Annotated in this window: 4 protein-coding genes and 1 pseudogene; 1 reads left to right on the top strand and 4 read right to left on the bottom strand. The window is 68.9% G+C overall.

What is annotated here, in order from left to right; all coding sequences use genetic code 11:
• Window positions 1-277: LysR family transcriptional regulator (locus tag SJH88_RS18480; protein WP_274755315.1), on the bottom strand; the 277-nt coding region annotated here is incomplete at its 3' end.
• Between the two features lie 128 nt (window positions 278-405).
• Between SJH88_RS18480 and SJH88_RS18475 the strand changes: the two are divergent.
• Window positions 406-1,477 (top strand): annotated as a pseudogene (locus tag SJH88_RS18475) (YeiH family protein).
• 164 nt (window positions 1,478-1,641) lie between these two features.
• Here the strand turns inward: SJH88_RS18475 and SJH88_RS18470 are convergent.
• The 3 genes from SJH88_RS18470 to SJH88_RS18460 form a co-directional block, all read right to left on the bottom strand.
• Window positions 1,642-1,908 carry a DUF2789 family protein gene (locus SJH88_RS18470; protein WP_043381968.1) on the bottom strand — a complete coding sequence of 89 codons (267 nt, stop codon included), beginning with the start codon at window positions 1,906-1,908 and terminating at the stop codon, window positions 1,642-1,644.
• A gap of 270 nt (window positions 1,909-2,178) precedes the next feature.
• Window positions 2,179-3,621, bottom strand: coding sequence for an NAD-dependent succinate-semialdehyde dehydrogenase (locus tag SJH88_RS18465; protein WP_042414821.1), 1,443 nt, complete (start codon window positions 3,619-3,621; stop codon window positions 2,179-2,181).
• A gap of 210 nt (window positions 3,622-3,831) precedes the next feature.
• On the bottom strand, window positions 3,832-4,650 hold the full coding sequence (locus SJH88_RS18460; protein WP_043381717.1) for an aldolase/citrate lyase family protein: 819 nt from the start codon (window positions 4,648-4,650) through the stop codon (window positions 3,832-3,834).
• Between the last annotated feature and the right edge of the window lie 657 nt (window positions 4,651-5,307).

The following is a 5,307-nucleotide window of genomic DNA, read 5'->3' as shown; positions in this document are numbered from 1 at the left end:
CAGGCCCGGGCCGTGCGGGCCAAAACGCCTGCTCGATGCCGCGCGCCTGCTCCAGCAGCGACTGCGCCTGCGGCAGCAGGGCCCGCCCGGCATCGTTGAGCACCAGGTGCCGCCCCACGCGCTCGAACAACTGCACGCCCAGCCCGGTTTCCAGCTGCTGCAGCGCGGCACTGGTCGCCGACTGCGACAGGCCCACGGCCTCCGCGGCGGCCACCGTCGAGCCGTGGCGGGCCACGGCGCTGAAGATGTCGAGTTGGCGCAAGGTCAGGTGCAACATGCGGGGGCATCCCTTCTTCAACCTGTTTGGCAGGTAGATTCAAGAAAAACTATTCGTTATACAAATATAACCAAACTATCTAAAGTGATCCCCAGCTCGGCGCCACTGTCCCCTGCGCCAGCCCGGTCATGAACACGCTACCTTCCTCCTTCTCCCTCGATACCCCCCTGCAGTGGCTGCGCGGCACCGCCCCCGGCCTGCTGCTGAGCACCGCCATCGCCCTGCTGGCCCTGGGGCTGGCGGCCCAGCCCTGGGCGGCCGCACACGGGCTCAGCGCCCTCACCCTGGCCATCGTCCTGGGCCTGCTGCTGGGCAACACCGTCTACCCGCGCCTGGCCGCCGCCAGCGGCCCCGGCGTGGGCCTGGCCAAACAGCAGTTGCTGCGCGCCGGTATCGTGCTGTACGGCCTGCGCCTGACCTTCCAGGACATCGCCCAGGTCGGCTGGAGCGGCATTGCGCTGGATGCCCTGGTGCTGGCCAGCACCTTCGGCCTGGCCTGCCTGCTGGGCCAGCGCCTGCTGGGCCTGGACCGGCGCACCAGCCTGCTGATCGGTGCGGGCAGCTCCATCTGTGGCGCGGCGGCCGTGCTGGCCACGGCCCCCGTGGCCAAGGGCCGCGCCCAGGATGTGGCCGTGGCCATCGCCACCGTGGTGGTGTTCGGCACCGTGGGCATGTTCCTGTACCCGGCGCTGTACCAGTGGAACGCCGACCACGGCTGGATCGCCATGGACGCGCAGCGCTACGGCCTGTACGTGGGCGCCACCGTGCACGAGGTGGCCCAGGTGGTGGCCGCGGGCGCAGCCATCAGCCCCGAGGCCACCAGCACCGCCGTGATCGCCAAGATGGTGCGGGTGATGATGCTGGCGCCCTTCCTGCTGCTGCTGGCGCTGTGGCAGGCCCGGGAGGACCGCCAGGACGGCACGGCGCAGGCCACGGGCCTGGGCGGCATCCGTCTGCCCTGGTTTGCGCTGGGCTTTGTGGTGGTGGCCGGCATCCACTCGCTGGGTGTGCTGCCTCGGCCGCTGGTGGAATGGGGGGTGCAGCTGGACAACCTGCTGCTGGCCGTGGCCATGCGCCCTGGGCCTGACCACCCATGTGCAGGCCGTGCGGGCCGCGGGGGTCAAGCCGCTGCTGCTGGCGGCCCTGCTGTTTGCCTGGCTGCTGGGCGCGGGCCTGCTGTTCACGCAGTGGCTGGCCTGATCGGGCCTTGACCTGGTCCCACGGCACGCACGCTGAAGCAACACCCAGTGGGGGCCACAGCCCCAACCCACGCGCCTTGCCAGCCCATCCCCACGGCGAATCGGCAGCCCCCCAAAAACCCAGGGCCGCAACGCGCCCTGGAGGTGGTGCGGGCGTGGGGCCGCCTACTTGTGCAGCTCCGGCGCCTTGCGCAGGGCCAGGCTCAGCTGGTCCACCACGATGGCCCAGTCGTCATCGCAGCGGATCTTCTCTTTCAGCATCTGCGCCTGCTGCGGGGTCCAGAACGGCGCATCGTGCAGCTGCAGGTCATCGGCCAGGGGGTGGTGCTGGCGGATGAACTGCTGGATGCTGGCCTCGTCGTTGGGCAGGCCCAGCTGGGCAAACAGTTCGGTAAAGCCGGGTTGGGATTCACCAGGGGTCAACGTGGTCATCGCATCCTCCATGTTGTGATGGGAAAAAGCCATTGCAGCCGGGCCGTGCCCGGCCATGCCCCCATCTTGCACCAGTTGCTGCGCCCGGCGTGTAGGACTGCCCAGCACCGGGCTGTGTGCCCACGCGGTCGCGCTGGTCGGTTGGCGCGCACTGAAAAGTTCTTTTCAACGCGCAGCGCCGCAGCCTGGACCGCACGGTGACCGCGCACGCGGCGCAGGCGCAAAAAAAGGCCGCCCGGGGGCGGCCTTGGGGCTGGTGCGCAGCGCGGCTCAGACCATGGCGATCGAGACGGCCTTGGGGATCAGGTAGGCCTCCAGCGCCTCGGTGCCACCTTCGGAGCCATAACCCGAGTCCTTCACACCACCAAACGGCATTTCGGCCGAGGCCACGGCCGGCTGGTTGATCCACAGCATGCCGGACTCGACGTGCTGGCTCAGCAGGTGCGCGTTCTTCAGCGAGGCGGTGAAGGCATAGGCCGCCAGGCCATAGGGCAGGCGGTTGGCCTCGGCAATCGCCTCTTCCAGCTTATCGAAGCTGCGCATGGCGATCATGGGGCCGAAGGGTTCGTTGTTGAACACCTCGGCATCCAGCGGCACATCGGCCAGGATGGTGGGGGCGTAGAAGTTGCCCGCATCGCCCAGCGTCTGGCCACCCATCAGCAGCTTGGCGCCCTTGTCCTGGGCGTTCGCCACCAGCGACTGCATGGCGGTCACGCGGCGCGGGTTGGCCAGAGGGCCCATCTTGCTGTCGGCCTCCAGGCCGTTGCCCACCTTGATGGATGCAAAGTACGCCACGACCTGCTCGGTGAACTGCTGTTGCAGGCTCTGGTGCACCAGAAAGCGCGTGGGCGAGATGCAGACCTGGCCGGCGTTGCGCAACTTGGCGGCACCGGCGGACTTCACGGCCAGCTCCACGTCCGCATCCTCGGCCACGATCACAGGGGCATGGCCGCCCAGCTCCATGGTGCAGCGCTTCATGTGCGCGCCGGCCAGGGCCGCCAGCTGCTTGCCCACGGGGGTGGAGCCGGTGAAGGTGATCTTGCGGATCACGGGGTGGGGAATCAGGTAGCTGGAGATTTCGTGCGGATCGCCATACACCAGGCCGATCACACCGGCGGGCACGCCCGCGTCCACAAAGCACTGGAACAGCGCGGCCGGCGAGGCCGGGGTTTCCTCGGGCGCCTTGCACAGGAAGGAGCAGCCCGTGGCCAGCGCGGCGCTGATCTTGCGCACGATCTGGTTGACCGGGAAGTTCCAGGGCGTGAAGGCCGCCACGGGGCCCACGGGCTCTTTGATCACCAGCTGCTGCACATCACCCCGGCGCGCGGGCACGATGCGGCCGTACAGGCGCAGGGCCTCGTCGGCAAACCATTCGATGATGCCCACACCGGCCAGCACCTCGCCCTTGGCTTCGGCCAGGGGCTTGCCCTGTTCCTGCGTCAGCAGCGCGGCGATGGTGTCGGCACGCTCCTTCAGCAGCGCTGCCGCGCGGCGCATCGCGGCCTGGCGGTCGTGGGCGCTGGTGTGCTTCCAGATCGCAAAGCCCTTGGCCGCGGCGGCCAACGCGCGGTCCAGGTCGGCCTTGCTGGCATGGGCCACATGGCCGATGACGGCGCCCGTGGCCGGGTTGTGCACGGGAATCTTCTTGCCGCCAGCAGCGTCTTGCCACTGGCCATCAATCAGCAACTGGGTGTCGGGGTAAGCAGGGGACATGGTGGGTACTCAGCCTGGGAGAAGAAAAGTCGGCCCCCGCACCGTGCGCAGGCCGCCAAGGTTTTGATAGCTGCTTGCGCTGGCCAATCAAGGATCAGAAGCACAAACATACCGCAAAGCCAAACAATCCGAGCGCGGCCTGCTTCTGTTTTCCATGTTGCGCCACGGGGCAAAACCGCGCGGCCCATTGTAGGAAGCCGGCCCCGCGCCTCAATACATGGAAACACTGGCGCCCGTGTGGATGTGGCCGGGCTTGAAGCGCTGGGCCAGCGCATCCGCGCCCTGGCGCAGCAGCAGCATGTCCATGCCCACGGCCACGAACAACGCGCCCTGGTGCAGGCAGGTCTGCACGCGCTCGGGCTGGGTCACCAGGATGCCTGGCGCCTTGCCGCAGCCACGGATGCGCTGCAGCGCGTCGTCAATGATGAAGGTCATGTCCGGGTGCGTGGAATGGCCGGCATAGCCCAGGCTGGCCGACAGGTCAGCCGGGCCGATGAAGACACCGTCGACGCCGTCGACCTGGGCGATCTCCTCCAGGTTGACCAGGGCCTCGCGCGTTTCCACCTGCACCAGCAGACAGATTTCCTCGTGCGCGCGGCGCACGTACTCGGCATCGCGCCCGAAGTTGGAGGCGCGCATGCTGCCGCCCATGCCGCGCACGCCATCGGGGGCGTAGCGCACGGCCTGCACTGCGGCCCGGGCCTCGTCGGCGTTCTGCACAAAGGGCAGCAACAGCGTCTGCGCGCCGATGTCCAGGTAGCGCTTGATCATCACCTTGTCGTTCCAGGCCGGGCGCACCACGGCCTGCGTGGGCGTGCAGCCGGTGCGCGTCTGGGCCGCGCCCACGGCCTGCAGCTGCTGCACCATCTGCGGCACATCGGTGGGCGTGTGCTCGGTGTCCAGCAGCAGCCAGTCGAAACCGCTGCCCGCCAGCAGCTCGCTGACATAGGGCGACGGCAAGGTGGACCACAGGCCGATCTGCGGCTGGCCCGCCTGCAAGGCGCGCTTGAATAGGTTGGGGGTGGGCATGAAACTCCTTCGAAGGCGGTGGATGCAAACGGCCCGCAGGCCCGGTGCGCACGCCTGCGCGCCCAGGCCCGGCAGAGCACCGCCGGCCATCGCCCGCGCGATGGTCCTTGGCTGGGCCTCCCCCGTCTCCCTGGCGCAGACTGCGCACCGTGATAGGGCTCTACGATAACCGCTGCGGCCCGCAGGGCCTGTCACGCACCGGGCGGGCACCAGGGCCATCTGCAGGGCGCTCCAGGGAAACCCCGTGTGCCCGCTGCCGCCCTGCCCTGCCACCGTGGTGCGCCTGCCCCCCGGGGTGTGGGAGCCGTGCCGGGGCGATGCACCCGCGCGGTGGCGGTCGACCACGCCTGTCCTACCACACGCTGTTCAGCAATCTGCACCGGCGAACAAGCACTCCGCAAAACATAGCAATCAGCACAACGCTCACCAGCGCCTAAGGCATTTTTCACTACTGACATCCCGTGTCCACCTGGCCGCCCATGAACTGGCCCGGGACTGCGACGGCCACCTGTGCACCGCCACGACCCCAGGCCGCCGATGACGGGCGGCACCGCCTGCGCACGCAATCCTTTAGGCGTTGCTGCCGGCCTGTGGCTGCCTGTGGCTGCATGGCAGTGCGGCCCGGCCGAGCCCCCTGCCCCTTGCCCCTTGCCCCCT

The sequence above is a fragment of the Comamonas sp. GCA5 genome (assembly GCF_036541385.1).
Classification (GTDB): Bacteria; Pseudomonadota; Gammaproteobacteria; order Burkholderiales; family Burkholderiaceae_C; genus Comamonas; species Comamonas aquatica.
This window is presented reverse-complemented; position numbering and strand designations above follow the sequence as displayed.